The organism is Halomarina salina (assembly GCF_023074835.1).
GTDB classification, from domain to species: Archaea; Halobacteriota; Halobacteria; order Halobacteriales; family Haloarculaceae; genus Halomarina; species Halomarina salina.
The window spans coordinates 1-26577 of record NZ_JALLGW010000005.1 but is presented as its reverse complement, the minus strand read 5'-3'; the positions used below and the strand labels follow the sequence as shown (position 1 = coordinate 26577).

The window sequence follows — 26577 nt, the reverse complement described above, 5'->3', positions numbered from 1 at the left end:
GTGTTCTCTCCACGCACCGTCTGGTGTAGCGACGGTGGTGTTTGGTACAGCACGGGAGGCCGTCTGCGGGTAAATACCCTCCTCGGTCACATCGGATGTGGTGCTACAGGGACCACATTGAATGTAGAAATGTGGGCGTGATAACATCTTAAGGTCGGCTGGCTTACGGATGTCGATGGAAAATCCCGGTCATAACCAGTCGGTCGCCCACAATTCGAGCGACTGCTCGCCCGCCCGAAATTGGCGCGAGTTTGCGGAGCGTCTCGAGACGCTCGGTGGGACTCGCGACGCTCCGGCGAGCGCCATCCGGGACTCTGTCCACAATCCAAACAACGGGAACACCCTCCTATGCCTGAAATCCAAGTTGATTGGCACTCTCAACAGGAGGCCGACCGCCTACGCGATCTCCGTGACCGACACGGGATGGTGTGGCGCGGCGTCCTACTCGAGGGGGCTAAACACGCAGAAAGTGTAGATTTGCTTAAGGCGCTCACAGAGCTCCACCCAGCACTCGCGACAACGCTCCCCAACCCGACCGGGGACGGCGCGGCCCCGAGCCGGTCGGAGCTGACCGAGGAGTTGCGAGAGCAGATTCGTGAGCAACAGCGCATCCGAGCGACGGCAGAGATCCCACTCTCTGCGTTCGATGATGAAACGGACGCCGACACGCAACGACAGCGTGAGGGCAACATCGAGAGCCACCCCACTCCCGAAGTAGCGGGCGTGGAGGCACAGCCGTCGCGTGTTGATACCGACCGAACGCGGGCGTACAAGCAGTGGGACGTACAGGAAGCCCGTGCCCTCGAAGACGGCGAGGTACTCCATCTCGATGCACACGCGGACGTGGGGGATGTGCTTCGCCACGAAGGGCAAGAGGCCGACCACCCTGATGACGAACTCGAGGAGTGGGAGATCTATGACGACCATCTGTACGATTATAGCGGGGACTACTGATGGCGGGGAGTACCCGAATCAGAATCACCTCGCAAGAGGAGTACGAATGGCTCGACTCCGTTCGTGTAAAGTACGGACTCACCTGGCGTGGGATGCTGTTAAAGGCCGAGCAGCGGTTGCTCGCCGCCGAGCGTCACTGGCCGGAAGAGTTCCAGACACCAGAGCACCTCCGCGCGGGCGGCGTCGCCAGCGTTGCGAGTGACGCCGATGTTGAAAGGGACGCGTCGGCAGAGACCGACGAGGTGGTTGAATGAGCAAGGACGTCCCGATGGCGTCGCATTTGCTTTCCTCGAAAGTGTTCGGCGTCTCGGCCCGGAAGTTGGCCGAGTCGTTGGGTCCGCCGCTCATCGTCCCAATCATCCTCTATGCGATTGGATTACCGCTCCTGGTCACGGCGCCGTTCGTGATTCTCGGGGGCTTCGCTGGAATCATTATCTACACACGGACGCCGGAAGGACAACGCCCGATTCGGTTTGCAGCAGCGATGGCTCGCCACTTCCGAGGGCGGACGGAGTACCTCTGGAAGCCTCCCGAGGCTGGTGACCACGATATCGCCTCGCGTGAGCCCTTCGAGGGCTGGATCACGGAGCGGCCAGACCCGGCGGCGAGCGAGAGTGAGAGTGTGAGTGAGAACGAGGGCGGGAACGAGAGTTACCGCTCGGATACTGTGGACAGAGAATTGACGGTGAATACGGATTCGGATGCGGATGCTGGGCCCGCTTCGGAGTGGCCCGCTGCGACGACAACGCTCGGAGAGACCTACAATGACTGAATACGAAGACGCCGGTTCGACGCTGGACCTCATGGACTTCAAGAATGTCCGTGACGGCGGTGTCGTAGAAACGCCAACGACGTACGCGATGCTCATGCGGGTCCAGCCCCGCGAGTGGCTCATCCTCTCAGAGGAACGCCGGGAGAGCCTCTACTTGTCGTTCATGACGTTCCTTCGCGGGCTACAGTTCCCGGCGCAGATCCTCTCGGTGACGACTGCGTACGATCCTGAGCCCTACCTGGGACGTTTCGAGAACGTCGACCGCCCGCTCATCGGGACGAGCGAGGACGGGGCTGGCGAAGAGGAAGCGCTCGACGAGTCGCCGTTGATGGATTACGGGCGACAGTATCACGCTGAGTGGCTGCGGAACGTCGTCGACGTCGCGGAGATTCGTGACCGCGATTTCTACGTCGCGGTCTCGGTCGCGAAGGATGGAGAGGCCGACGATGGCGTCATGGCCCAAATTCGTGGGTTCCTGCCGGGTGGGAACGATGTCGAGACGGACAGCGAGACGGAAGCCGCGTGTCTCGAAGAAGTGAAAGCCCGCGCCCAGCGTGTGGCCTCGAAACTCCCGCAAACGCAGGTGAAAACGGAACTGCTCGACACGCGAGCGTCTGTCTTGGAAGTCCTCTATGAGGTCTATCACGGGCAGAAGCCACCGATCTCGTTCACGCAGGGCAACTACACGCGCCCGGACGACCGCGCTCAGGATGTTGCTGACGCGGCCTACGATGTCGAGGCGGCGGCCCAGGCGGAAGCGAACGAGGATAGCGACTTCGAGTTCGACCGTATCTCCGAGGAGTACCCCGAGATTGAGATTGAGTCGGATGCCGACCCACTCGCGGCCGTCGGTGATGGTGGCTATGCCCACCCCGAGTTCGTCGAACGGGTGGCGAGCTCGCGTATCCTTCGATGGTACGCACGGAACATCGGGCCAGTGGGCCACGGTCCCCGCCCGGTCGTCCCGCGAGCCATCTACGCGGGGGTCAGCGTCGGCCTACTGAGTTTCCTCCTCGGCGCCGTGACGCTGGGGGGATTCGTGTGGTCGATGGAAGTTCCCCAACGCGGGTCGGACATCTACTGGCTGGCTCGAACGGCCTCGTTCGCGACCGGCGCGGTGGGCCTCCCTGCCTTCCTGTTGAGCCTCGTCGTTCTCTTCCCTTCGGGACGAAAGACGAAGGCGCTCTCGCTGGTCGGCCTCGGCGTGGTCGGCTATGCGATCAGCCTGTTCCTCGAGGCGTACCCCTATGAGTGGGACTCGAATGTGGCTGTGACGACGCTCACGGTCGAAGTGTACGCGGCTGGACTGGCCGCGTTACTGCTCTGTGTCGCCCTCGCAGTGCGGTCCCAGCAGAAGGTGGACCTCTCGAATCTCACCACGGTGCCTGTCGGTGGCGTCGACGGCGAGATGGACGTTGACCCTCTCACCGACGGCGGCCGTACAGAGGTAGACACTGACGAAACGAACGGCGACGCGGTTGCTGACGACTCGCTCACGGCGGCAGACGCGGACACGGACACGGACGCGGAAGTGGACACGACGGACGAGCGAAACGAGGCAGACCAATGAATCCCCTACACAGACTCCTCGGGCGAGACAGTACCGAGGATGACGAGACTGAACGGATCCCGATTGACGACCTCACGGGCGAGGAGACGCAACTCGCACTCGAGTATCTGAATCTGCTCGACCGGGACGCAACTCGGAAGAACATCGAGTGGGCGGCCTACCAGTTACAGGCCGAAGAACTCCCGTTGGTCTCAGCCATCGAATCCCTCGAAGAGCGCGGGAAACTCGACAAGAAGCTCGTCGCGCCCCGTGCGATGGAGCGCCACCCCGAGTTCCAGATTCGCAACGAGAAGGTGACGCAGATAATGACCGTCACGGGCTTCCCCCGGAAGGTCAATCTCGGCTGGCTCGTCCCGCTGACGATTGCGGACGTCGACCTTCGACTGTCGTTCCACATCACGCCGCGTAACCCCGCGAAGACTCGCCAACAACTCCAGCGACGCTACACGCAAACGACGACGTCGCTGGCGCTCAAGAGTCGCAAGGGCCGGACGGACACTCACCAAGACGAACTCGAACGCGAAGACCTCCTGCGCATCCTTCAGGACGTGGTTCGGGGGACGACGAAGGTGTACGACATCGCGATCTACATGGAGTTGATCGCGGATTCCCACGAGGAACTCGACGAGATGCGCGAGCGCGTCGACACCATCCTCGCCGAACAGGACGTCGAGACGACCGTCCTTCGCCACCAGCAAATCGAGGGTAACGGGACGATTGTCCCGCTCGCGACGGACACTATCAAGAACGTCCACCCGATTCAGTTGGAAGCGCTGGCGACGCTGTTCAACCTCGTCGAGCCGCCGATTTACGACGCGGACGGCATCATGATGGGGTTCGACGACACGAGTCGGCCGGTCATCATCGACCGCTATGCACACTCCGGGTACGGAATGGTCATTTCGGGGAAGACGGGGTCTGGGAAGTCCTACGCCCGGAAACTCGAGATTTACCGCCGCTTGCTGGCGGACCCGACGGTCCAGTGTGTGCTGTTCGACCCGGCGGGCGACGACTATCCGTTCTTCGCGGAGAAGCTGGGCGGGGAAGTCATTCGCTTCGGCGGCGCACAGAAGGTGAACCCGATGGATATCGAACCGCCGTCGGGCGGCCTCGGTGCGGCCGAGGATACCTACCCGCTGACGGTTCGCTCGGTCGTGGAGATGCTGAACACGCACTACGAAGACCGGGGCGGCCTCCCCGCTGCGGAAGAGGGAATGCTGATCCAGGCGGTCCACTACGCGTATCTCTCGAAGGGGATTGTCCTCGGTGAGTACGAGACGTACGCGAACGAGTCGCCTATCATCGACGATCTCATCCGGGGCGTCGAGGTCATCACTCACGGTGGCTATGAGGCGGCGCTCGAGGAGGGCCTCGTCGACGAGGCCGAGTTCGATCACTTCTGCGAGATGGGCGTGCTCTCTGAGGAGGGCGAGCCAATCACGGACGCCGGGATTTCGGTCCCGATGGCGGTGTTCACGCCCTCGGAAAAGCACCAGGAGGTCGCGAAGTCCCTGGAACCCAAATTTGAGTCGTTCAAGCCAGGCGGTATCAACTACAACCTGAACGGGACGACGAACCTCGAGTTGAACTCGCGGCTGGTCGTGATGGACATGAGTTCCTTCGCGGACACGGGCGAGATGCCGCTTATCCTCCACGCGATGTTGCAGTGGGCGTACCTCGAGGCCAAGCGGTCGCCGAATCGCTTCGACGTGACGTTCGACGAGGCCCACTATCTGTTGGGTCGGGAGTCGACGCGGGATCTCATCAACCTCTTCATCCGCCACGCCAGGCACTACGATGCCGGGCTGACACTGATGAGTCAGACCGCACACGAGTTCCTGCGGACGGAAGAGCGCCGCGAGATTTACGAGAACTGTGACATCAAGATGCTGTTCTATGCGCAGTCGGTCTCGGACGCGACGAAGGAGTACTTCGACCTCTCGCCGGCTGAAGTGAAGTACCTACAGTCAGCCCCGCGCGGGCAGGAATCCGGGTACTCTGGCTGTCTGCTGTCGACTACCAAACACGGTCGTCGCCGGCTCGAGGTTCACTCTGGAGACTTTGAGCACTACATGATCGACAACAACCTCGACCCGTGGACGTACATCGAGGAGCGCGAGGGAACGCGCCGCCCCGAAGATGCCGGACCGGTCGAGTCCGAGCTGGACCTGACTGATATGCCGGACATCACGAACCGCGAGTTGGATATGCAACTCTCTGGTGAATTCGCACAGGACCGGGCCGCAGCAGAGCCGTCGCCGGGATCGGACTCCGTCGATGGCGCTGTGTCGGACGTCCCGGCGTCTGGTGAGCGCTGATGGACCCCACGCTGCTGGTCCTGATGGTTCCGCAGCTCGCGGTGGGGTCGGTAGTGCCGCTCCAGATTCTCGGGCCCGATTCGGTCGCAGAGGCAATCTGGGGATGGCTCATTGATACGCTCAATGCGGCAGCGTCAGAGATGTCGTCGGCGCTCACTGACGAGCTCCTCAAGGGCCTCCTGAAGGTCCCGAACCCACACGGTTCGACGGCGGCGAACGGAGCGTGGACTGGGATATTCGAAATTTCGCTAGTCTTGCTCCCGATAATGATCGCGTTGGCGCTCATCGCGTGGCCATTCAGTGAGGACCGCGAGTCCGGGTTGATGGACCTCGTGGTCCGGACGGTGATGGTGCTGTTGTTCATCGGAGTTTCCCAGCCTGCCTGGGGATTCGCGATCGACGCGACGAATGCCGTCACAATGGCGATTCTGAACCTCGACCCCGACCCAGGAGTAGCGAACTATGGGTACGGTAACGGTCTCGTCGGCGCACCCACGACGTTCGCCACGTGGACGCTGAAGTTCATCGTCTCGATAGTCGCCGCGATTCTGGCGGTGCTGTCGCTCCTACTGGCGTTATTCTTCCTGCTACTGCGCTGGTTCATGATTTGGATGGCCTACATCGGGACGCCGTTTTTCGCGGTCGTCTGGTTCGTGGGCCGTGGTCCCTTCAAGTCGGTGGGGAGCGTCGGAGCGACGTTCATGCGGATGGGCGTCTTCGCGCTGTTAGCCGGCCCGATCATCGCCATCATCGTGTTGGCCTTCCAGGTCATCGAACACGGTGGTATCCTCCAGGCCACGGGCGGGAGTTCCGATAGCGCCGGGGCGATGATTCAGAATGTTGCTGGCGAAACCGGCCTGATCTTCGCCGAACTCGCGTTGATGCTGCTCTTCCCAGTTGTGCTCATCGTGGCGATCTGGAAGCTCATCTCGTGGGCGGGCCAGCCCATCGGGGTTGGTGAGGCGGCAGCAGTCGCGACGATGGCTGTCACGGCCGCTGTCGGCGGCGCTGTCGCTGGCGCGGCCGGTGGTGCGGCTGCTGGTGGGTCCGGCGGTGCGGCCTCCGGTGGCGCATCGGGCGGTAGCGCGGCGGGCGGTTCGAGTGCCGCGGCCGCGGGCTCGGGAGCGAGCGCGGGGAGTGCCGGGAGTGCGAACGTCGGGGCCGGCGGGTCCGGCCTCTCGAGTCGCATGACAGCGCGGGCGAAAGGCGCTGTCAGCAGTGTCAAGCAGAGCGCACACCAGCAGGCGACCAAGCGTATCGGCCACTACGGGACGTCGGGAAAGTTGGACTCGGCACAGGCCTCGTTGTCTGAGGCGCAAACCGACCACAAAACCGCGTCGTCGCAGGCGAAATTCATCCAGAACGCGATGGCGAACGAGGAGATAGACATGGCCGAGGCCAAGAAACAGGGCTTCCTTGACGCCGAGCCGATGGAGAACCAGAAGCCGGAGTTCAAGACCAACCCCGATACCCTCGACCGGAAGATGTCGTATATGGGGACGGATGGAGCGAGTCGGTCGGTCAACCTCTCGCGGAAGTTCCGGGCGGCCAAGGCCGACCAGCAGGATGCCAGCGAGCGCATCACGACCGCCGAGAGCGACATCGCAACGAACGCTGTACGGAACCGCCGTGTGGAGACCGGCAAGAAGGGTGTGAGAACCGGGAAGAAAGCAGGGACGTTCACGGCGAAGACTGGCGCGGCCGCGATGATCGGCGGGGTTGGTGGCAACTCCTACCTCGCGTATTCCGCGGGCCGCCGGGCAGGTGGGCCGATGATCGGCTCGAATGGCTCGGAGTTCGGGAAAGCAGCGGGCGGCCAGAGCAAGCCACCCAAGCCCGACGATGGAAACGGGCCGGAGGTCTAGACTCAGCATTGAGTCGAGGGGGCTCTGAGCCGCTATGTCTTCGCTCCCGCGGAGATTTATATACGGGAATGGGGCTAAGAGGTGTGTGATTGAGAGGGGCCGTCCCGCGATGCTGCGAGAGCCACAGACGGACTGTGGATTCATCTCGCGTAATCGCAGTCGGCCCTCTCGTCGATTTACACCATACAACATCGCATCACTTCCGACCCCGCCTTCGGGCGACGCATGGCCACCCACTCACCCATCGACATCACCAACAACAAACAATGTCACCACCATATTACGGGGACCTCGCCACTGGAACTGTGGCAATCATCATCCTCGACCTTGCATACGTCTACGTCCGCCCCCGCTTACCGACCTCCGATGGCGGTCGTCGCGAGCGCGCACTCGAAGCGGCCATCGTCGCACTTCTCGTTTCGGGCTGGGGATTGCTCGCATATCCGTCGTTGTTCACTCCAGCGTGGCACGGAGCAGCGGGAATCGCGATGTACGGACTTCTCACGGTTCCTATCGTGGGCGTCCTCTTCTTCCTCGGGAAGCCGCTTATCCCGCCGATTGGAGCTGGCAGTGTGGTATTCATCCTGATGGTGATCGGACTCGCATTCCTGAATATGCTCCTCCCGGGGACCAACGGGGGGAGAGAGCTCTCGAATCTCCTGTCCGCACCGTTCCTGCTCGCTATCCCGGTTGGGCTCTTCATCGGCGTGTACGTTGTAGGGATCCTCCAACAGAAGATTGCTGAGGACGACGAGCCAGAGTATGACCCAATCGGCTTCGCAGGGGGACCGACCTCTGAGACGCCGGACTCCAACAGCACGGGCGGTCCGTCCTCGAAAACCTCTCCCTCGTCCCACACGCCGAGTCCGCCGAAGCGCGTCTCGATTGACGAAGTCCCAATAGACCTTCGAGAACAATTCCAGCTCGGGTATTCGTCTCCCACAGAACGAATTCCGCTGGAGGAGTACCGCTATGACTGGCGATATTCAGAGACGTCGTTCGACAATATCGGCGGCTACTACGACCTGAAGGACGCCCTCCGCGAAGACGTGCTCAAGCCACTCCGAGCGGCACAGCGAGGAGATGATCGCTACTCACGATTCGGTATCGAACCGGAGCGCGGCATCCTCCTGTATGGTCCTCCGGGGACAGGGAAGACGATGTTCGCTAGAGCGCTCGCCGGAGAACTAAATATCCCGTTCGTGGAGCTGTCGCCGGCGGACGTGACGAGTATGTGGGTCAACGAAAGCAGCGACCAGGTCAAGACGCTGTTCAGCGAGGCCGACGAGATCGGGCAGTGTATCATCTTCCTCGACGAGGCGGAACATCTCTTCGGCGCTCGCGAACACACCGCCAAGAGTGCCCACGCCGAAGACCGGAAGGTCACGAGTGAGTTCCTTGCGCAACTCACGCGGGATGACCGAGAGGCGATTGTGGTCTCGGCCACGAACCGACCGGGCGATATCGACCGGGCGATTCTCCGACCGGGTCGCCTGACCGCACACTTCGAGGTTGGCCTCCCCGACGAAGAGGCCCGCCACGCGATTCTCAAGACCCATCTCAAGGACATACCCTCGAGAGTGTCGGGCGATGAGTTCGCGGCGCTGGCCCGCCACACGGGTGGGTTGACTGGCGCTGATCTCGCGAATCTCGTCGGGCAGGCTCGCCGGAGTGCGGCACACCGGGACGCGAGCGCGGTCACTCGCGAGGACTTCCCTTCGGAGGACGCTCTCGAGGAGCTGTCAGCGGAGTTAGCAGCGACGCACGAGACGGGGGAACTCCCAGACGCCGACGACGGGTCGGATACTGAGACTACCGACTCTCCGGAAGCGAAAGCGGGCGTGCGAGCGGATGATGAGGGAGATTCCGGACCCGACGGCCCTGCTCGCGGCTACCAGTAGGGAAGACGCTCTCTCACAACGCCGGGGACTCGGAATGGCGGTGACGGGATTTCTGTGGCGTAGCAGCGCGAGGGCGGCCAGGGGGTTAATCCTACGCAACAACTGGACCGGAGACTGACTTCACTGTGTTGCGTAGGAATCGCTGACTCGCCGTTCCCCGCCCGGCGGCTCTGTTCGCGACGTCGGGGGTCCCACGGTTCGCATACTCCCCCACCAACCGCTGTGCAACGGTCGGTGGCAGTACGGTACTCCGGCGTGGCTGGCAACGAGGCCACGTATCCCGATGCTTCGATCTCGTCGTCGACTTCACTTCGATAGAGGAGTGTGTGTCCGCATTCGTGGCTCGTGACGCTCGGTGGAGATATGCGGGATTGCGGGGAATAGCGACGTATACCGCCCGATTACGGCCGATTTCGCTGGCTCGGTTTATAGCGAGATAGAGCGTATAGTTGAGTGGACATGAACACCCTCCATGAAGATGCCCAACTACTCCACGAGCAGGTGGCTCCCCACCTCTCGGACGACCAGACAGATGAGTACGACGTCGACGCTCTCGAGACGCTTTTCGACGCCTACGTGAACACGTATCGAGTGCCGAGAAGCGCGGCCTTCGACAGCGTCCGTAACCACGTCCTCAAAGAGGCGGATGTGGATACGGAAGCGTTCTGGGCCTCACTCCGAGGCGGCGACCAGGGAACGACCGAGGAACCGCTTCCGCTCGCTGAATGCACCACCGACGGCGCATGGGTGACGGTGCGAGCGAAAATCGTCGAACTCTGGGACCCCCGTGAGGACTCAATCCACCAGGTTGGTCTCGTCGGTGACGAGAGCGGCCGGATGAAGTTCGTCGCGTGGACGAAATCGAAGCCCCCAGTCCTTGAGGAGGACACGACGTACACGTTCAAGGACGTCGTCGTCGACGAGTACGACGGCAATTACTCGCTGAAGATTAATTCGCGGAGTGAAATCATCGAGCACGCGAGGGACAGTCCCGAGGCCATCGGCACGGTCGGGACGATGACGACCGCCTATGAGGGTGTGTTCGTTGCGATACAGAGTCAGTCGGGCCTCATCAAGCGATGCACAGATCCGGAGTGTACGCGGGTGATTCAGCAGGGCGAGTGTAGCGAGCACGGCCCGAACGAGGGTGAGTTCGACCTCCGAATCAAGGGCGTCCTCGACGATGGGGAGTCCGTTCAGGAGTGTCTGTTCACCGCTGGAATGACGGAAGTCGTGACGGGCATTGACCTGGAGACGGCGATGGAGATGGCGTCGGACTCGCTCAACCTCACTGTGGTTGAGCGGCGACTGACCGAGATGCTCATCGGCCGCCGATTCACGGTCGAGGGGCCGCTTCTCGGTCGGTATCTCCTCGTCGACGAGGCGACGGATTCATCGAACCGGGCGTTCGCTCAGGGCTACCACGATGCGGTTGATGACTTGCTTTCTGAGTACGGCTATGATGGGCCGGGCCTGACGGCCGAGAACATCGAGGATCTCCCGCAGACCTATGACGCGCCGGTCGCGGCGGGAGGGAACTAAGACCAATGGCAGCAGCAGACACCACCCCCCAGCAGACGGACGTACCGACTCGCGAAGTCGCCAAGCGCGTCTTCGCCGCAGAGCTGAATACCGCGACCTACACGTTCAAAACCTCACAAGATGAGCGCGCCCCGGTCTACGTTGCGCTCCCGACGGGCGAGCGGGCCAACCGCATCTGTATCGCGGGCACGGTCACGGATATCGAAGACGTCGGAGAGAGCGCAGAGTACCTCCGCGCTCGCGTCGTCGACCCGACCGGGACGTTCTGGGTGTACGCTGGCGAGTATCAGACAGACGCGCTCAAGCAACTCAAGAAGGTCCAGGCGCCGGAGTTCGTCACGATCGTCGGCAAGCCACGGACCTACAAGACTGACGACGGGTCGGTGAACGTCTCGGTTGTTCCCGAAGACGTCGGCGTGATCCACCTAGAGACGCGGAACGCGTGGGTGTACGAAACAGCGGCGCGGACTCTCGAGCGCGTTCACTCTGCGCAGGAGACGTCTCCGAAAGTAGCAGCACTTGCCCGCGAACAGTACGGCCACGATGGGTCGTCGTTCGCGCACGTCGCGGCGTTCGCCCTCCAGGACCTCCTCAATGTGAGCGGTCACGACGCGGTGAGCGGGACGAGTCTCGACGAAGAGGCGTTCGAGAAGCGTCTGCTTGAAGTCGAGTCTGAGGACTCGGCCGAATCCTCCGGCGACGACGTCGACGACGCTGCGGATCTCGAGAGCGAGTCGCTGTCACCGGAGGAGCTGGGGAAGCAACTCGGTGACCCATCCGGCGTCGACAGCGAATCCGGCTAGTCATGTTCGGACGGCGTTCCGGAATCAACGGTCGGTTTGATGACCCGGGAGCTCACGACGGGAAGTACCCGCCGGACTGGGATGCTCGTCGGAAGGCGGTCTATGAGCGCGATAATTATACCTGCCAGTAGTGTGGGCGACGAAGTGGTCCCCACGCCGGTGATGGTGGGGTCGTATTGCACGCTCACCACCGGCAGTCTCTTCGTGGCGGTGGCTGGCATCATCTCGGGAACTTGGTGACGGTCTGCCAGTACTGCCACGATGGGATTCACGGTCACCCGACGGGGAGTGGCTACGGTGTGGGTGGGTTCAACGGGCTGCGCGTCCTTCGAGCGGCCGGTCGAGCCTTCCTGCGAGGCATCCGGTGGGTGCTGCGATGACCGAGACGGTGACCGCGATGTCCGATAGGAAGCTGGGCGTCCTGGCACTAAGCGTCGTGGTCCTGCTCGTGGGCGCGGTGCTCGTCTGGTATTCGTATCAGTTCACGGTCTGTCTCCTCGGCGACGCGGGACCGAATCCCCCCACCGGGACGTGTGCACCGAACATGCGCTTTCGTCCTAGGCGTCATCGCGATAGTCGCCGGCGGTGCCGGACTCGTGTATAGTCTCGCCTCGAGATTCGCGTAGGAAGACACCACAGAATCCAGATTAGGATTCTCGACTAGGCCGTGAACTGGTTCTCGCTATGTCAGGCGACGCGTGTGCCGCCAGGGAGTGGCACAGTTCGTGGGCCGGGTTCTGCTATCACGATGTCGTCGTGGGGTGCTGACCGGACGGCGAAGGTACAACCGACGACGGGGTCGAGTTCGTTCATCAGGCCCGGTTCTGTTCGGTAGTAGGCGAACGCGAGTTCTGCAATCTGTTGAACCTCGGCGCGCATTACTTGCGAGTGTATCCCGGGAAGGAGTCGGTCTTCGTCGAGCGAAGAGATCGTGAAGTCGATATCGAGGACTTCGGCGATGTCGATGTCGGTATCGGCGAACGCATATATCGGGCGTCTGTTCTCGTTCCTGTCCCCGGCTCCGTCGGCGTCGTCTTCGGTGACGTTCTCGTGGGCTCGCTGCGGGTGGTCGTCGTCGACGCCAAACGATGAGGGCGACATTGGGTAGGGGTGTCCCGTGGCAGGGCCCTCGAACTCGGGCATCGCGATGCCGATGGCGTCGGTGAGGATCGTCTTTGCGTAGGGCCCGCTGAAGAACAGGAGGTCCTTGAGGCGGGTTCGGCCGGAGATGCGGTCGACGTCGAGGATCTCGAAGCGGTCGGCCTGGGGTTCGAGCTGGTCGAGGAGGAAGTGGCCGTCGTTGGCGGCGGAGATAGCGAGTTGAAATTCATCAAGAGCTCGAGCGACGGTGGTGACGTACTCGGGAGGGTATCCGAGGTCGGTCACGGCGTGGTAGATGTTCGTGGCGGTGACGGGGGAGTACAGGGGGGTGGTGGATGGCGAATCGGTGTCGAACAGGTCGGTTGGAGTGGGGGCGGTCATCGGCGAGCGGTCTAGCCGCGTAATCGCTTATAAACCTCAGCAGGGCAGAAAACTCGAACCAGAGTGGGAAGGTTGTCGGAAGTGATGTCGATCGAGGTCGGACACCCCCACCCCTTTTTCGAGTTGTAACAGAACGAGAGTGGGTGGGGGTCACTGCCGCGTTTCGACTCGAACAGGCGGTATCCCACGATCCCAGCGGTTACAGACACCGTACCATCCATTTCCAAAAGTGTACTACAATAAAGGAAACTTTATGTAGTACGGTAGCATACCATAACCGCACTAGACAATACCTACGAACGATACGTAAGCTTGCTTACGTATCCGTGAGTAGTGAGGTGATCGTGGGTTAGCCTCTGAGAACCGCGCTCTGACGACCTCTCCCGTTCGTCCTTGGTGTTCTCGTCGTGTTCGACAGCTTCTCTCCCCGTGTCATCGCTGTCCGTTACAACTCGAAAAAGGGGTGGGGGTGTGGGTTGATTCCTCGAGGACGCTTCGTGATCTCCACCGGGTGCTGTCCGTGGTTTGCCCTGTGGTCCTATACTCGAGGCTCGTGTGGAACTCGTTCATCTTATTATCACCATTTGATACAATCGTCCATCGCGTAATTCTCAAAACTGTGTTAGAGGCTACCAAGACGTTACAACTCGAAAAAGGGGTGTGTCTCAATATTCTATTCTGTCTTTGACAAGACGTTACAACTCGAAATAGGGGTGTGCCGCTCCGTCGACAGCGGTTCGAGCCTGGAAAAGAAGAGATAGCCGACTCAGTCACTCCGTCGGTTGAACCTTCGCGTTTACAAATCGAAATCGGTGCCCTTCATTTATTTATACTAGGCCTACAGAGGATGGAGACATGGGTGATGGACCGCCGGATATAGATAATCAGACGGAACAGTCTGGTTCTATAGACGAAGTTCCGAGAGATGGGGGGAGCAATTCTGACGGGTCCGACACCAGCCAATCTACATTCGGTGATTCGGGGAGCGGCATCTCGATCATGGATGAACTCCAATCCGAATCTGTCGAAACTGTCTTCGAGAATAAGGATCTGGTTCGCCCCGACACCATCATCGACGAAGATCGAATCGTTGGTCGCGATGACCAGCTGAAGACCGTCATCACGAATCTAAAGCCCGCACTCCAGGGTCAGGGGATTCCGGATATGTTGTTGACCGGACCGTCTGGAACCGGGAAGTCGCTGATTATCCACGCGGTCTGTAAGAAAATCGTCGAGCTGAGCGAGGCTCAGGGAATGCGGTTCGGTGTGTTTTCGATAAATTGTGAGGGACCTGGCACCACCAGTCGCGCTGTCTATCGTCTGATCCAGGAAGCGACGATGAATATCGAGGATGAACCTGGTGTTCCCGAGAGTGGTGTCTCGACAGACCAGAAACTCGAGCGCCTCTGGGAAATTATGCGCGAGCACTACGATGGCGTCATCTTTGTTCTCGACGAGATCGACATGCTCGATGGTCCATACTCTGAACCAGAGTACAATTCGCTTCTCTACCAGTTGTCGCGGGCTCGCGATCTCGGTCGCTTCGACGGCCCCGTCTCTGTTACCGCGATAACCAACTACGTCGATTTCATGTCTGATCTCAACAGCCGAGCAAACAGCTCGTTCAACCCTGACGAGATTTTCTTCGAGGATTACGACGCGACGCAGCTCCGACATATCCTCCGAAACCGCGAAGACGCATTCAAACAAGAAGCTCTCGCGAGTGACGTCGTTCCGCTCGTGGCTGCGTTCGGCTCGCAAACCCATGGTGATGCACGGAAGGCTATTGACCTGCTTCGGTGGTCCGGCGAATTAGCCGATAAGCAGGGGGACGAACGGGTGTTGGAAACCCACGTCCGGACCGCCCAAGAGCGATACGACTCTGACCGGAAACTGCGCCACATCGGGGGGCTGTCGACGCAGAAGAAACTCTGTATCTTCGCCGTCGCTGCAACGGACTATTATTCAACTGCTGGTGTCGACTGGATTCCAGCCGGTCCTTCCTACAGCCTCTATCAGTACGTCTGCGACATCCTGGATGCCGATTTCTACGGACGAGAGACCTTCGTCAATCACGTCACCGAACAAGCGACCTACGGTATCCTCGAGTTCGACCGACGTGGTCGGGGGAGGGGCAAGGGTATCCACATGCACTTCGATCTCGCTGAAGACCCCGAGTCGATCATGGAACGGATACTGGAAGACGACCGTTTCGCAGAGTTAGAGCGCGAAGAAGAAATGATGCGATCGGTCGCCAAGTCGCAGATGAACTCGTTCCTGAACTAGCGGGTCGATTGACCGAGTCGGACTAGACCTCCCCGCGGTTTACAACTCGAAATAGGGGGGTCTCCTGATATTGGCCTTCAATGTTCAAGGCGAGTATTGCGTTACAACTCGAAATAGGGGGGTCCACCCGCATGTCCGCTGTTCTCGTGGCCGATCTCGTCGCTTACAACTCGAAATAGGGGGGTGGTTCATTGAACAGCCCAGTGATCGAACAGTGCCATCCGTTCACTAACCCCTTCGTTTCCACTCTGGAACCCGAGCCAGTACCTCCAAAACCGGATATTAGCTATAGAAGAGCTATATCGACTGAAAAGACGACTTTTACAACTCGAAAAAGGGGTGTCTTACAACACGAAATAGGGGTGTCTGGTCTCCCCCTAATCCATTCACAACGCGAAATAGGGGTCATCTGGCCAAGTCGGTGATACCGATTACTCGTGTTTCGCCGAGCTGTCGTCGAATATCGTCTCGATTCCACCCGATGGGAGATAGAACACTCTCGACAGTTCTGATAAGCTGAGTCTCGTAATAGGAGGCGTCGTAGGTCTCGACCTCTTCGTGGGCGGGGGCGACGCGGTCTCTCGACTGTTTCTCGTCGTCGACGACTATGTATTCGAGATCCTGTCCGGGATGGACGGCCAGGTCCTGGTCACGAGCCCGCTTCAAAGCAGCTACGTTCTGCGTATTCTGTGAATATCCTTCGAGTGGCTTTGAGACACAATTCCGCTCAACGAGTTCATCAACCGGCACCGTTCCGGCGTGAAGCTGGTTGATAGCATCCTGGAGATGCTCAAGTGCGGCGTCCGCCGACCGGCTCTCGTCGAGCCGTTCGAGACACTCACGCTGGATCGTCTCGATGAACGGCGGCGTTGAGCGTTGCCGCGCTTCTATACCGCGTATCTTGAACTCGTCTTCATCAGCGACTTTTCCGAAATACTTGGTCAAAGCACCGGCGCTACTCTCGCGCTGCGGCACGAACGCCACCCAGTCCTAGTGGGCTTCGTGTTCGAGCCGAATCTCGACGCGTTCCGTGATTTCCGTCACGAGCGCCTTGAGGCCCTCAAGGTCATCGTCGTCGACGTCGGGGTCCGGAGTCACCCAGATTGAGTCGACGATACCGTGGACGACCCGCCAGCCGCCGTCCTCCAGTCGCTGTTTGGCGGTAAGCAGAATATCGCGAGCGAACGCGTTGATTGCCTCGTGGCACTCAATTCTCTCATACTTCGCGTTGCTGAATCCTTGATACCCGAACCAAGCGACGAGAATCCACTTCAGCGCTCCCGACCGCCCCTCGAGTTCCGCCAGTCGGTCCTCGTCGGGGTCATCCCGCTCATTTTCGCGACGGATGGCCGCCTTGATCTCGTCGCGGGCGTCGATAATCGGTTACAACACGTCAACGAGGTAGCCCCGGTCGTCCTCCCGAGGGACGCGGAATCCGACTGGCTCGCCGCAGATCTGGACACCCGAAAGGAACTGTGCCAGCCGTACCCGAAAGACGATCTGGACGCCTACGAAATCTCGACGCGGGTCAACAATCCCGGCAACGACGATCCCGAGGTCATCGAGCCGCTGGACCACGAGCAATCGGGCCTCGGCGAGTTCAGTTCCTGATCGGTGACGGGGTCACGGTCACTCCATTGGCGACGCAGCTGCCGAATCGACGAGCGAGTACTCTCGATTCCGGATGGTACCTTCTGCCGTGAGGCGGTCTTCGAGATGCTTACGCTCGGTCTTATCCATGTGTACCTTCCGCTGAGAGAGCATCACGTACTATGCGACGATGACTCGTCTGTTATCAGGCTAGCACCTATCCTGATCATCTGATGCCGTGTCCGATGGCCATGTTGGGCCCTCTGGGCGGGGGATCTCCTCAACCAGATCCTTCTCGAACTGCGAAGCTCTCCAGGCTATCACGTTCTCCTTCCGCTGGACATACTTTTCGTCAGTATCCAGCCACCGGGCAATCTCCTCGTAACTGTGACCAGCACAGAGCAGCACCATCACTGCGAAATCGAAGCGATCGAGATTGCTCTCGTTTGCATCGGCATCAATCCGGTCGAGGAACGCCTGTGAGGCATCACCGACGAACTCCATCAGTATCTCATACAGCTCTTCGTCATCAAATCCATCAAACGTGAATCCCTCCGTGATGTTGTTCCCAGGGTCACTCTCTTCGGTATCCCAGCGAATCTCTTCGATGGTTGCTCTTTCACAGTCGTGCAGTCTCGATAGGCGCTCTGGATTCTCCTGTTCCCAGGTTGTGATTGTGTCGGCTACTGCCTCAGATTGAGCGTGTTCGATATAGGGCTCACACCCCCGCTTCGCGATGACTGACTCGATGTTCTTTCCCGAGATCGTCAATAGGACGGACGCACATCGATCAGTCTGTTCGAGAATCTGTGCGACTTCACGACGCGATTCGAGTTCGTCAAGGCCTGCACGCTTCTGCGCGTCGTGGACGAGGTTGTTTCTACGTCCTTTGACCTCGACAAGCGATCCATGGTCACCTCCGGTCAGTATTTGGATATCACAGAGTTTCTCTAATCGCTTCGCGTGCCCCATACTCCGAACGTGCTCTGTGATGCTGTCGAGACGAGCTTCCTCGCGAAAGAGCTCGTTGAGGACCGTTTCTGTCGTCAACTCTTCGATGAGTGCCGAGGCGAGGAGGAGATACGAAAAGAATGACCGCTCAACGTCGCTGTCGATCTCGTCGGCGGACCGGAGTTTTTCAGCGATTTCAGTACGCTGTTCGAGATAATACTCGAGGACGTTGTCTGAGTGCCCGACGAGAGAGTTTTGGCGTTCTACGTAGGCAACTTGGAGGAGTAATTCCTTCTCGAAAGGGGTGCTCTCACTCAGCTTCTGGCACTTCTGGAGCGAAGTTGTGGGGAGATGGCGAGTCAAATAATCGATGTCGTCGTAGACGAGCGGCGTATTCGTCGGGCAATTGTCTACGATTGACTGAAAGTCGTCGTTGTCAGCGAGTTCGCTGAGTGCAGCACGTATCTCGTCGACGCTAAGTTCCCGGACATCTTCTGACGCGTCTGATTCCTCACCGACCGGAACGACGCGGTACGACGCATCTCCAACGATGACGACCGGCCCTTCCAGGTCGAGAACCTGATATTCCCCGATAGGGCTCAGAGAGACTGTCTCTGCATCTATTGCGAACGATAAGTCGAAATCAGTGTCGTCGCCCACGCGTCAAAAACAGCAAAGAGCTCTATTCGACTTGGGCTTCGTACTCGTCCCAAAGCGTGTCGATGTCCGTGCCGGTTTCCTCAGAGATATGGCGCAGCAACTGCGCCCTGTTCTCGAACCGACGGAGCTGGCCCTTTGCGCTCATAGTAGGACATAATCGCTCCTGCAGTAATAAATCACGGGGGTGCATTCTCTCGGTCAACAAAACACGACCTACCAGTCCTTTAATCACCTCGTAGACGACGCGCTGGTGCGAAATGATCGAGTCGATGCTCTTCTGGCAATGGGCACTGATTTGCTATTGCTCTTCTGAGGCGGTGCCTGAGCAGTCTGAGAGTGACTGATCCTGTAATCGACCAGCAGGATAGTACCGACCCTCGTCTTTGCTATAGAGGTAGGTCTGGATCGGTCTAAGAGTGTTTGAGTTTCGCCCGAAGAGAAAGGCGAGCCCCATCGGGCCAGCTATGAAGAGATGAATGGTCGATGTATTTGGCAGTTCTTTGATCGCGTCTCGTACCTTGGTACGGAAAACATCTGCAGCATGGGCTGCCTGTGCCGGGGACAATTCCACATCAGGCCCATCTTCCGGTGTCAATCTGAGCACACCGTTGAAATCCGGAAGGTTGTTATGCATCTGGTCTATCTCCGGTTGCACATCGGCCGCGATGTTGACGAGCACCGCAAGCTCGGATCCGTGATTCGGTTGTCGCTGGAGCTCTCCTTCTAACCCGCTTTCCTCTTCGTCGATATCGAGTGCCCATTCTGTCATCCCGGCAGGGTCGGTGGGTTGCATCCACGTTGCTTGGATACGACGTGTGGTTGGGAGACAGTAACCGACCGCAAACGCAGCGGGAAGATGCGTTCGGCCACGGAAGCGGAGGGGACGCCCCGATGTGTTTTGAATGAGGCAGTCCGTCACCGTGGTTAAGGCCGGGAGTAGACGCTGGTTCCATACTTCTTGGGATGGTGGGCCATGTTCGAACGATCTTGACCAGTCAATAGCAATCGCTGGATCGATGTCGTGAGCCGGCGATTCGTAGGTGTCAAGTGAACATTCGAGAGGCTCACCGTCCGGTAAATACCCATCTATCCGCTCGATCCGCTCTGATAAGACGGTCTGGACGATCTCTGTAGCTTTGTCAGCCGTGGTCTCCTCCAGGGGGAGCATTTTCCAGGCGGAAAAGTCGTGGAGGATCGGTGCCTCGTTGAGTATCGATTTGGCTTCTCCAACGCTGACATCGGGACATGGCACAACGACCACGAAAAACTCATCATCCCCGTCCCAGCGCTTGTTGAATCCCGGCAACTCGTCGTTAAGAATGATGTCGGAGTCGGCTACGCCCTCACTGACGAGCGCAATACCACTGGCCGTTTCCGGGTTCTCCAACTGGTCGATGATTTCGTCTCTGAGTGGCTCCGGCTTCAAATCGAAGATATCCCGCCAAATCGGCACCCCGTGTCGCTCCAGTTCCGTTTGCAGGAAGTTGGCGACGTTCGTCTGTTCGTGCTTATAGCTGAGAAATACACGGCCAGTTGGATCAGTCATATATCGTCACCGACGTTGAGAGTTGAAGCAGCATCTGGGTTGTCAATCCGTTCTAACTGCTCGTATTCCTTACTATCGTGGAATAGATAGGCGTTAATCGAGAACTGACCCTCTTCGTCCTGACCAACGATGAAGAGGAGCGGATGCGGACAGTCGTAGCCGTCGTCGTTGGCGATTTCATTCATCGCAGTTCGATCGTCCCGACTGAGATTGGGTGATGCGCCGGGATGGTAGTGCCATTCCCCGAGATAGTCGATGCCGATGCTCTCTCTGGCGTCTTTGAGCCACTCCTCGACTTTGTCGGTTCCTCGGAGGAATCGAGTTGGTTCTTGAATGGAGTCCCGCGGTGGGTCTCGGGCATTAACCACCAGTGCTGGTCCATCGAGACGGTCGGTACCAGCCAGAATCCCGCCCGTTTCACATGGATGTTCCTTTCGGCAGCGATCATACATCGCTTCAAGACACGTGGCCGGAATCTGTACGGTGATTGGTGATTCCGGCGCTCGCCATATTGTTCCGTCCTGGTAGGGAGGTGTGGCCTGTGAAATAGTCGGCAGCTCGTCGTCACTACCGGTCTCGAGTACGGTGAAGTGATTCTCGCGCAGACTCAATGCCGTCGCCTGATCAAGAAGCCGTGTCACTGTCCCAGCCCACGTCATCACCCGGTCCGTTCGGATAACTGATGCTGGGTGCCAGCAGCCCACTCGTTCGGGGATGGCATCCTCGTCTTCGTCCCATTCGATCTGTTCTTGCAACCGCCATGGATCGAACGCTTCGTTGTAATCTCTGTACGGAAACGTATGTGAGTAAGCTGTGAAGCAGAACAACTGGTTCGCTCGCCGACCCATCGCAGCGGAGCAAAACACGACCGGGTGATTCCATCTAATCGCATCCAGAGCGCGACGAACTCCCCGTGACGCGGTACAGTCAATTACTACCTCCGCTTCTCTAATTGGCTCCGGCAACTCACCGCTCGGTGGAAAGGCGCTATCCACATCAAAGACCTGGGCGTACGGTGCAATGGATTCGAGCCGGTCCGCGATTGCTGTCGCCTTGTTTCGCCCCACCTCATCGATTGTTAGTGTGTGACGAGCCACGTTGCCGATCTCATACGTATCATTGTCGACGAGGGTAAGCTGTTTACAGCCGGCTCGAACGAGGTTCTCAGCAACCATACTGCCGAGCGCTCCCGCTCCGATGAGTACGATGTTGCGATCTAGAAACCACTCTGTCATATGCCCGCGTCTGGTGAGCTGCTCATGCGACCAGTTGTCCGAGTCCAGCCACCGAATCTGTTCCTCTCCGGCTTCCCGCCGTTCGGCTATCTCAGGCCCCTTTCCAGTATCTCGAAATCCGCCGGAGAGGTCATTCGGATCTTTGAACTCTTTTATTTCGATTGGTTGCCAATAGATGATCTCGGGGTCGCCGCCAACCGTTGCTGGGATGGGGAATCCAATTAGAAGGACCTTGACCGGCTCATCGTCTAAGACGGGCTTAATATTCGCCCGTAGTTCGTACGGGTCGGTCTCGGTACCCTCGAAAAATACGTCTAACTGTTCCCACGTCTCTGGGGCCTCCCACGGGGGTTCAATCGGCACCTCTTCTAACAGTGCCCACGCTCCGGAAACAGAGTCATCAGGATTCGAATCGATATATCCGCCCCATTGTGGCTGATAGACGACTTCATCGTCGCTATCTTTGAACGTAACAGTCGCGTATGTCTCTTCAGCAGTTGGCAACGAGCGGAGATTGACTGTCCCCCACTGTCCATACGCCGTCCTCCAATCTGAGAACGACTCCTGCGTCTCGTTGAATGCGATGGTCGGGGCCGAAGCCGAGTTCGTATCGAAGGCCGGGATTTCAAACGGTTCGTCTGGTTCCCGGAGTTCCCCCTTCGCAGCATTACTTACCCACCGCAATGCTCGGTCTATATGCCAACAGAGTCGATCACGGCTTGTGCTGGGTTCGCCGGTGGCTCCCGTTTGACTGAGGGTGTGCCCATACCGAGCAACACAGATATCGCCTCTTCGCCATGCAGTATCGTTGCTCCCAGCCACGTTCAGCTTCTGGTGGGGGAATGTGGCGGTAATGGTGTTCCCTTCTTGATCCGCAGGGTAGATCCCAATTGAACCGGCGGGGTATGTATCCCGTAGATGGACATACCAGTCCGTCTCGCGTGGCACGTCCGGATGGGGTACTAAGTCGTCGGGACACAGTCGGATTTTAACGATCCACCGTCCGTTGCTATCGTCTCGATATGGGTTTTTGAGGACGGTGACTCCGTCTCGTTCGGCAATAGCTGCGATGGCTTCTGTAATTTCGTGGGGAGGCATTTGTTACGTCAGCTGTCCGACTTGGCGAACTGGTGGTCAGATGGATCCTCTACCTGTGAGGACGACCCCACTGACATCGCTTTCTCTCCTCCATCGTCAGTGTCGTCGTCACTTCCGAACGGAGGGAATTGCTCACCGAAGAGCTGGTACCAGTACTCCCTCGCTGTTTCTTTGTCCTCCTCATCCAGCGCTGTTCGCGCGAGCTCTGCGGCATCCTCTGCCTCATCGTAGAACGCCGCGAAATCGTCCCCGTCGATTTGTTTGAGGACGTCATTCTCGGGGTTTTCCGGGAGCCCGTGAGCAGGCAAGACGGGGGTTTCCTCAGCCAATGCGTCGGTCTTGAACCGCCGTGTGAGTTCTTCGAGCGTCCTTGTTACGCCTTCAGCGACGCTGTCGATATCATCAGGACAGCACTGGCCGACGATGTGTTCGAGGGGATAGCTTGTCGGCCCTTCGACGTCGGGTGTCTTTGTTCGCCGCCACCATTTGATGGCCTTGACGACGTTCACGTAGTGACCATCCGTGATATCGTTCTTATTAACGGTGAAGGCGATAGTTGCAAGGGGATGGGTATTTTCCCACTCGTTCTCATCTCGATGTGGGATTTTGAGCGGTTCGTCCTTCCACTCGTCGTCGCCATCTGCCGACATATTGAGGGCCTCCGCCACGCTTGAAAGGTCGTCCGGACTCAGGGCTGTTCCCACGTCCAGTGAACCCAGCGATTTGACGACGTCGCGTGTTGCCTCGCTGGGTGCCGCTGTCAAGACCAGATCGATCTCCACCTCCTCTTCCTCGATTTTGTAGGAGTGCGCATTTGGTTCCCACTGTCCCTCATAGTGTTCATCCAGGAACGGCTCGCATTTTCCTAGCGCAACATCGGTATCGAGATTACTGCTGAGATCAGAGACAAAGACCACGTCAACGTCGGATTTCTCGTCTTCCTGCGGTCTGAGTGCCGTCCACCGACGATAGCTCCCCTGTAGAAAGTCTGCAATGTAGAACTCGTCGATGTCATCGTCACTCTGCAAGTGATCGCGGAGGGTCTCGTGGCCCTCCTTGTAGGCATCATTGTGCTCGTCCTGCGGGCGGATCTTTGACAGGAAGGTCTCGAACAGTGTGGGGAGTGTGGTCATGGTGTATCGATGTTCTGGAACGTTTTAAGTGGTTGTTGCAGCTGGCGGTGACTCAATGATCGCGTATTCTCGATCCCGGCTCGTGCCCTCGGCCTCGAGGAGGTTGTACTGAGCCATTTTGGAGAGATAGGACCGGACGGTCCGTTTCGTCCGGGGATCGTCCACCTCGTCCGTATAGTGGTCATGAATCTCGCCTGGGCCGAGCGGGCCGTGCTCACGAACGATGTCGTAGACGATGCGCTGGTGTGGCGTGAGTGAATCGATGCTCTTCTGCTTGATCTGGGCCCGAGCATCCTCGGCGGCGTCCAGGAGAATGTCGTCGGTGATGCGCTCGTGGTTCTCGCGATCTGCTTTGCCGGCGGCCGTACGAAGGATGCCGATTGCGAGGCGGGCGTCGCCGGCGGCCGCGTCGGCGATCCGGTAGAGCTGGTCGTCGGTGATGACGTCCTCGTCGAGCCCCCACTTTGCCCGAGCACTCAGGATGTCGTACAGCTGCTCGTCGTGGTACTTGTCCATCCGGACGTGCTCGCTGGAGCGCAGTCGGCTCACGAGGCGGTCGTCGACGCGGCTGAACAGCTCCTCTTCCTTGTTCGCGATGCAGATGATCGCGAACTGCGGGAGGCTGTGGAGGTCGTAAATGACGCTGGGGTCTTCGAGCTGGTCGACCTCGTCGAGGATGATGACCGTTCGCGGGCCGTCGTGCTGCTGGAGGCGGTCGACGAGTTCGTCATGCGGCGTCGACTGCCGGTGGATGTCGATGGTCGCGCCGAGGGCGTCGAGGATCTGGTAAAGCGTGCGGAACCGCGTGTAGTTGCGCCAGCAGTTGACGTAGGTGGTCTCGACGTCGAGAACTTCTTCCCGAAGTCGTTCCGTGACGAATTTCGAGATACAGGTCTTCCCCGTTCCGCTGGGTCCGGTGACGATAGCTGTGTCGGCTGGTTCTCCGTTCGTGATGGGCTCGAGAACACTGGAGAGGTGGTTGACTTCGGCCTCGCGATGCTCAACTTCCCGAGGGACGAACCCGGCGCGGAGAACGCGAGCATCGCGGATCATTTGATTCTGATAGTCTGATTTTCGGTCAGGTCATAAAAGCCTGACCGGGTTGTTTCCGGAAAAGCTCTTACTGCTGTGGAGAGTCATCGCTATCGCTTTGCGTCCCCCAAATTTGACTGCGGAAAACAGCTTTTCCGGAAACACCCAAGACCCACTCACTAGTGTGGTGCCCATTCTACGATATCGAAGATATGGATTGCTTCTTTTTGTTTCATATTCCTGTGTATATAATTTCCACACCCTTCTCGACAGCCACGATAACCCGTAGATTTCGGGACGCTCTTCGACTGGTTTTCGCTCCTCGAAAGTCGTGACACCGAATGTTCGTACCCGGCCTCATCGTCGTCGCCTACAAGTAGTGAAGAGGATAATTCGAAGGAAATGACATCAGGCGATCCCTCCCGCCGCCCGGTCACCGGCAAAGACACCGAATGGATGATACCCTCAGACCAGATGATCGTCCGGCGCTACAAACCCCTCCGACACTTCGCCGACACACTCGAAAACGGGTTCCGCGCTGGCCAAGCCGAGGGATACGAAGAACGCGAGGGCCAGGCCTCTGAACCAGCCCGTGAACAAGAGGGGCAGCGTTCGGAGCGGACCGAATCGATGATTCTCAACAACGGCGAGGAGATGGATCTTGCCAGCGGAATAGAACAGGCACGTGAAGCGGCCCGTGAGAATTACTACGCGAGCTGTTGGCGGCTCGGGACGGATGAGGACCCAGAGATCTGGGAGATGTACGCAGATGGTCGAGGAGTAGCGATCGAGACCACGTACCGGCAGATAGAGGAGTTCATCGCGCCCGATCAAGAGGATCTGTATATGGGTATTGTCCGGTACTTGGATTACGAGGAGGAATTTACGCCGACCGGGATTCCATACGTCCTGTACTTCTACAAACATCGAACGTTCGACAGCGAGCAAGAGTTCCGGCTGCTCACGAACCGGGGCGGCAACCCGATAATCCGGACGGACGGTCAAGAGATGCCACCCGAGAGCAGGCCGGACAATCCGTCCCACGTCAACCTGTCTGCGAATATGGATACGCTGATCAATCGCGTCATCCTTTCGCCGGGAGCTGATGATGAGCTCCGGGCAGAGGTCGAGGAGACATTAGATGAGCACGACGTGTCGGCGCCGGTGGTGCCGTCTCGACTGGATGATCCGGCACCGCATCACGAGACGTATGATACTGAACTCGGTGGGGCGGCTAACTACGAGGCCAGCGAAGAGTACCTGGACGATTTGATTGACCGTTTTGTTGGGGAGACGGACTGGGATGTCTGGAACACTGTGGACGTCATCCAGCTGAATCAGCGTGAGAAGCTGCATCCACGCACGGTCTTTGTTGAGTGTTTCCGGTACGTGGATGATCCGCCGGATCGATCAGAGTATGGCCAGGAGCATCTGAACTACGAGGTCCGTGCGCACCGGGTCGTTGACGGTGAGTACCAGGACACGTTTTTGAATGATCCTGCGGAAGAGACAGATGAGGAATTGGTTGAGGCGGATAATCCGTCTGAGTGACGCCTCGGGACGGGTTCCATTGGAATCGAGGGGTTAGATCTCCGAACGTTCGGAGCTACGACTGTTCGGCGGCCCGCGCCGTCTCAGCCAACTCCTCAAACTTCTCGAATACAGATTCAAAGTACTCGTCTGTCATCAAGCGGGGATTATTTACTTTATAACGCTCTTGCGAAGTAGATTGTTGATAGCGAGAGCTGCGGCTGAAAGTCGAAGAGGGCAAGGGCACCGCGCCAGCGGTGCCCGATATGTTCCCAATACGCCGGTTTGTGTCGGAATCGGCTGCAGCGG

20 protein-coding genes and 2 pseudogenes are annotated in these 26577 nt (G+C 58.9%); 13 read left to right on the top strand and 9 right to left on the bottom strand.

Annotated elements, in window-relative coordinates:
- Positions 1-348: 348 nt before the first annotated feature.
- The 10 genes from MX571_RS21100 to MX571_RS22865 all read left to right on the top strand — a co-directional run bounded on the left by MX571_RS21100 (position 349) and on the right by MX571_RS22865 (position 12105).
- Positions 349-954, top strand: coding sequence for a hypothetical protein (locus MX571_RS21100; protein WP_247421318.1), 606 nt, complete (start codon positions 349-351; stop codon positions 952-954).
- On the top strand, positions 954-1208 hold the full coding sequence (locus MX571_RS21095; RefSeq protein WP_042665991.1) for a hypothetical protein: 255 nt from the start codon (positions 954-956) through the stop codon (positions 1206-1208). The genes MX571_RS21100 and MX571_RS21095 overlap by 1 nt, the downstream gene beginning before the upstream one ends.
- A complete protein-coding gene (locus tag MX571_RS21090; RefSeq protein ID WP_247421316.1) occupies positions 1205-1726 on the top strand; it encodes a hypothetical protein in 522 nt (173 codons plus the stop codon). Before MX571_RS21095 ends, MX571_RS21090 begins: the two co-directional genes overlap by 4 nt.
- Positions 1719-3296, top strand: a complete 1578-nt coding sequence (locus tag MX571_RS21085) for a cell division protein CdpA domain-containing protein (protein ID WP_247421314.1) — start codon at positions 1719-1721, stop codon at positions 3294-3296. Before MX571_RS21090 ends, MX571_RS21085 begins: the two co-directional genes overlap by 8 nt.
- Positions 3293-5614 (top strand): VirB4 family type IV secretion system protein, encoded by a 2322-nt coding sequence (locus MX571_RS21080; protein ID WP_247421312.1) that lies wholly within the window; start codon positions 3293-3295, stop codon positions 5612-5614. The genes MX571_RS21085 and MX571_RS21080 overlap by 4 nt, the downstream gene beginning before the upstream one ends.
- Positions 5614-7479: a TrbL/VirB6 family protein gene (locus tag MX571_RS21075; protein WP_247421309.1), complete on the top strand. Its 1866-nt coding sequence runs from the start codon at positions 5614-5616 to the stop codon at positions 7477-7479. Before MX571_RS21080 ends, MX571_RS21075 begins: the two co-directional genes overlap by 1 nt.
- Positions 7480-7784: 305 nt before the next feature.
- Positions 7785-9380, top strand: a complete 1596-nt coding sequence (locus MX571_RS21070; RefSeq protein WP_247421306.1) for an ATP-binding protein — start codon at positions 7785-7787, stop codon at positions 9378-9380.
- A gap of 459 nt (positions 9381-9839) precedes the next feature.
- Entirely contained in the window at positions 9840-10922 is a 1083-nt protein-coding gene (locus tag MX571_RS21065; RefSeq protein WP_247421303.1) for a replication factor A, read from the top strand.
- Positions 10923-10927: 5 nt separating this feature from the next.
- A complete protein-coding gene (locus MX571_RS21060) occupies positions 10928-11725 on the top strand; it encodes a DNA-binding protein (RefSeq protein ID WP_247421300.1) in 798 nt (265 codons plus the stop codon).
- Positions 11726-11901: 176 nt separating this feature from the next.
- Positions 11902-12105: an HNH endonuclease gene (locus tag MX571_RS22865; protein WP_368409090.1), complete on the top strand. Its 204-nt coding sequence runs from the start codon at positions 11902-11904 to the stop codon at positions 12103-12105.
- Positions 12106-12412: 307 nt separating this feature from the next.
- On the opposite strand, the gene MX571_RS21055 is transcribed toward MX571_RS22865, so the two are convergent.
- Entirely contained in the window at positions 12413-13207 is a 795-nt protein-coding gene (locus tag MX571_RS21055) for a hypothetical protein (protein WP_247421298.1), read from the bottom strand.
- 999 nt (positions 13208-14206) lie between these two features.
- Between MX571_RS21055 and MX571_RS21050 the strand changes: the two genes are divergently transcribed.
- Positions 14207-15493 (top strand): Cdc6/Cdc18 family protein, encoded by a 1287-nt coding sequence (locus MX571_RS21050; RefSeq protein ID WP_247421295.1) that lies wholly within the window; start codon positions 14207-14209, stop codon positions 15491-15493.
- Between the two features lie 405 nt (positions 15494-15898).
- On the opposite strand, the pseudogene MX571_RS21045 reads toward MX571_RS21050, so the two are convergent.
- Positions 15899-16909: pseudogene (locus tag MX571_RS21045) on the bottom strand (DNA polymerase domain-containing protein); the annotation flags it as partial.
- On the opposite strand from MX571_RS21045, the pseudogene MX571_RS22860 reads away from it, so the two are divergent.
- Positions 16898-17104, top strand: a pseudogene (locus tag MX571_RS22860) (SOS response-associated peptidase family protein); the annotation flags it as partial. The pseudogenes MX571_RS21045 and MX571_RS22860 sit on opposite strands and share 12 nt — an antisense overlap.
- A 189-nt stretch (positions 17105-17293) precedes the next feature.
- Here MX571_RS22860 and MX571_RS21040 read toward each other — a convergent pair.
- From MX571_RS21040 to MX571_RS21020, 6 genes are all read right to left on the bottom strand, one after another.
- Complete coding sequence (locus MX571_RS21040) at positions 17294-18694, bottom strand: hypothetical protein (protein ID WP_247421292.1); 1401 nt, start codon at positions 18692-18694, stop codon at positions 17294-17296.
- Between the two features lie 22 nt (positions 18695-18716).
- Entirely contained in the window at positions 18717-18839 is a 123-nt protein-coding gene (locus MX571_RS22575) for a hypothetical protein (RefSeq protein ID WP_008528531.1), read from the bottom strand.
- A gap of 153 nt (positions 18840-18992) precedes the next feature.
- Positions 18993-20240 carry an SAVED domain-containing protein gene (locus tag MX571_RS21035; RefSeq protein WP_247421290.1) on the bottom strand — a complete coding sequence of 416 codons (1248 nt, stop codon included), beginning with the start codon at positions 20238-20240 and terminating at the stop codon, positions 18993-18995.
- Positions 20237-22573, bottom strand: coding sequence for a ThiF family adenylyltransferase (locus tag MX571_RS21030; RefSeq protein WP_247421286.1), 2337 nt, complete (start codon positions 22571-22573; stop codon positions 20237-20239). Before MX571_RS21030 ends, MX571_RS21035 begins: the two co-directional genes overlap by 4 nt.
- Positions 22574-22581: 8 nt before the next feature.
- Positions 22582-23706 carry an SMODS domain-containing nucleotidyltransferase gene (locus tag MX571_RS21025; RefSeq protein WP_247421279.1) on the bottom strand — a complete coding sequence of 375 codons (1125 nt, stop codon included), beginning with the start codon at positions 23704-23706 and terminating at the stop codon, positions 22582-22584.
- Positions 23707-23730: 24 nt separating this feature from the next.
- On the bottom strand, positions 23731-24759 hold the full coding sequence (locus MX571_RS21020) for a Cdc6/Cdc18 family protein (protein ID WP_247421275.1): 1029 nt from the start codon (positions 24757-24759) through the stop codon (positions 23731-23733).
- A gap of 381 nt (positions 24760-25140) precedes the next feature.
- Here MX571_RS21020 and MX571_RS21015 point away from each other — a divergent pair, with 381 nt between their 5' ends.
- Positions 25141-26289 carry a hypothetical protein gene (locus MX571_RS21015; RefSeq protein ID WP_247421272.1) on the top strand — a complete coding sequence of 383 codons (1149 nt, stop codon included), beginning with the start codon at positions 25141-25143 and terminating at the stop codon, positions 26287-26289.
- A gap of 55 nt (positions 26290-26344) precedes the next feature.
- Here the strand turns inward: MX571_RS21015 and MX571_RS21010 are convergent.
- A partial coding sequence (locus MX571_RS21010) for a hypothetical protein (RefSeq protein WP_247421268.1) occupies positions 26345-26577 on the bottom strand: 233 nt, incomplete at its 5' end.